The organism is Acidaminococcus sp. CAG:542, from assembly GCF_000437815.1.
Lineage (GTDB): Bacteria > Bacillota > Negativicutes > Acidaminococcales > Acidaminococcaceae > Acidaminococcus.
Genome location: NZ_FR902070.1, coordinates 1 through 2161 on the forward strand (window position 1 = coordinate 1; position 2161 = coordinate 2161).

2 protein-coding genes are annotated in these 2161 nt (G+C 59.8%); both read left to right on the top strand.

All coding sequences use genetic code 11. From position 1 onward, the window contains the following. The first annotated feature begins 97 nt into the window (after positions 1-97). Positions 98-493, top strand: coding sequence for a LapA family protein (locus tag QVO43_RS05420; protein ID WP_022487551.1), 396 nt, complete (start codon positions 98-100; stop codon positions 491-493). A gap of 8 nt (positions 494-501) precedes the next feature. Continuing rightward, positions 502-2161: single-stranded-DNA-specific exonuclease RecJ (gene recJ, locus QVO43_RS05425; protein ID WP_288174578.1), on the top strand; the 1660-nt coding region annotated here is incomplete at its 3' end.

Here is a 2161-nt window from a genome sequence, read left to right on the forward strand (position 1 = left end):
CAAGCAACAGCCCCTTCTTTTTCTCCCCAAAATACGGTATAATAGAACATCACGCAGGTGTATTATCCTTGGAATTTTGATGGAAAGGACGTGCGTCATGCTTTATGTGATCCTGATGGGCATCATTGCCCTGTTCATTGCCATTTTTGCACTCCAGAATGCGGCGGCTGTGGAAGTGAGCTTCCTCATCTGGCATTTTTCCCTGTCCCTGGCCCTGATCATCATGGGCTGCCTGCTGCTGGGATTCCTCCTGGCCAGTCTGTGGACCCTGAAGGTGAAAGCGGGACATTATATGAAAGACCGGAAGCTGAAGGAACAGCTCCGGCAGCTGGAAGAAAAGAAGGAAGCCTGGGAGGCCCAGCAGCGGGAACGGATGGACAGCTTCCGGATCCCCCGGATGGATCTGCCCCGGCGGGGAGAAGGAAAAAGCAAACCTTTTGATGTGAAAAAGGATAAAGACCCCATCATCAAACCCTTCCGGCCCAAGGAGTAAGAAGGAATATGATCTATACGAAAATCAGAAAGCATACGGAAGACCGGGAGCCCCAGGTCCAGGCCCTGTGCCGGGAACTGGGCCTTTCGCCCCTTCTGGCCGGAATCCTGGTCCGCCGGAACCTGACGGATCCGGCCCAGGTGAAGGAATTCCTGGAAGGGAAAGAACAGCCCTATTACGATCCCTTCCGGCTGAAGAATATGGACCGGGCTGTGGAACGGATCCTCGGGGCACTGCAGCAGGGCGAACCCATGACTATCTACGGGGATTACGACGTGGATGGTACATCGGCCAGTTCCCTGCTGTATTTGTTTCTCCGCCGCCACGGAGCCCAGGTGGATGTGTACGTGCCCCGGCGGGACCGGGAAGGATATGGCCTCAATGTTCCGGCCCTGGAAAAGATCGCCGGCCGGGGGACGAAACTGCTGATCACGGTGGATACGGGGATCAGCGGTGCCCAGGTGGTGGCCCAGGCTCCCAAAGACCTGGACATCATCATCACTGACCACCATCTGGCTCCCCGGGAACTGCCCCGGGCCCTGGCGGTGGTGAATCCCAACCAGCCCGGGGATGGGTATCCCTTCAAAGGCATTGCCGGGGTGGGGGTGGCTTTCAAACTGTGCCAGGCCCTGGAACAGAAGCTGACGGGAAATCCGGAGCTGTTCTGGGATGATCTGATCGAACTGGTGGCCCTGGGCACTGTGGCGGACATGGTGCCCCTTCGGGATGAGAACCGGGAAATCGTCCGGAAAGGACTGGCTAAAATGCCCCACAGTCCGCTCCTGGGACTTCAGGCCCTGATCCATGTGACCGTGGCCCCCGGGGCTGCCATCAACAGTGGCACCATCGGTTTCGGCCTGGGGCCCCGGATCAACGCTGCCGGCCGGCTGGATGACGCCATGACCGCGGTGAAGCTGCTTACGGCCCAGGAGCCGGAAACCGCCCGGGAGCTGGCGGAGGAACTGAATTCCGCCAACCAGGAACGCCAGGCTCTCAGCCAGAAGATCTTTGAGGAAGCGGAACACCAGCTGGCAGCCCAAGGCAGTCCGGAATGGAGCCTGGTGCTGGGAGAAGAAGGCTGGCATCCCGGGGTCATCGGCATTGTGGCCTCCCGGATGACGGAAAAATACCATCTGCCTTCGGTACTCCTGTCCATTGACGGGGATACGGCCAAAGGATCCTGCCGGAGCATCCCGCCCCTGGACCTGTACCAGGCCCTGGACCGGTGCCGGGACCATCTGGTTCAGTTCGGAGGCCATGCCCAGGCGGCCGGGCTCACCATAAAGACGGCGGAGATCCCTGCCTTCCGGGACGCTTTTTCCCAGGTGGTGGCGGAGATGCTGGACCACAAACCCTATGAACCGGCAGCGGAACCGGACTGGTTCGTGCCGGAAGGCCGGGAAATCACCCCGGAAGCGGTGGAACAGCTGGGAAAACTGGAACCCTTCGGGGTGGGGAACCCGGCTCCTGTACTGGGTTTTGCCAAAGCGAAAATCGAAGAGGTCTCTCTCCTGGGCCGGGACCAGAACCATCTGAAGTTCCAGATTGCCCAGGGGGGATTCCGGTACAAGGGCCTCCTGTGGCAGGAAGGGCCCCGGTTCCATTCCTTCTATCCCGGAGAAACGGCGGCACTGGCCTTTTCTCCCCGGCTGAATACCTTCCGGGGGG

Bases quoted from the DNA above. Each gene is read 5' to 3' on its own strand.
- QVO43_RS05420 (WP_022487551.1), top strand. From the start codon at position 98: ATGCTTTATGTGATCCTGATGGGCATCATTGCCCTGTTCATTGCCATT.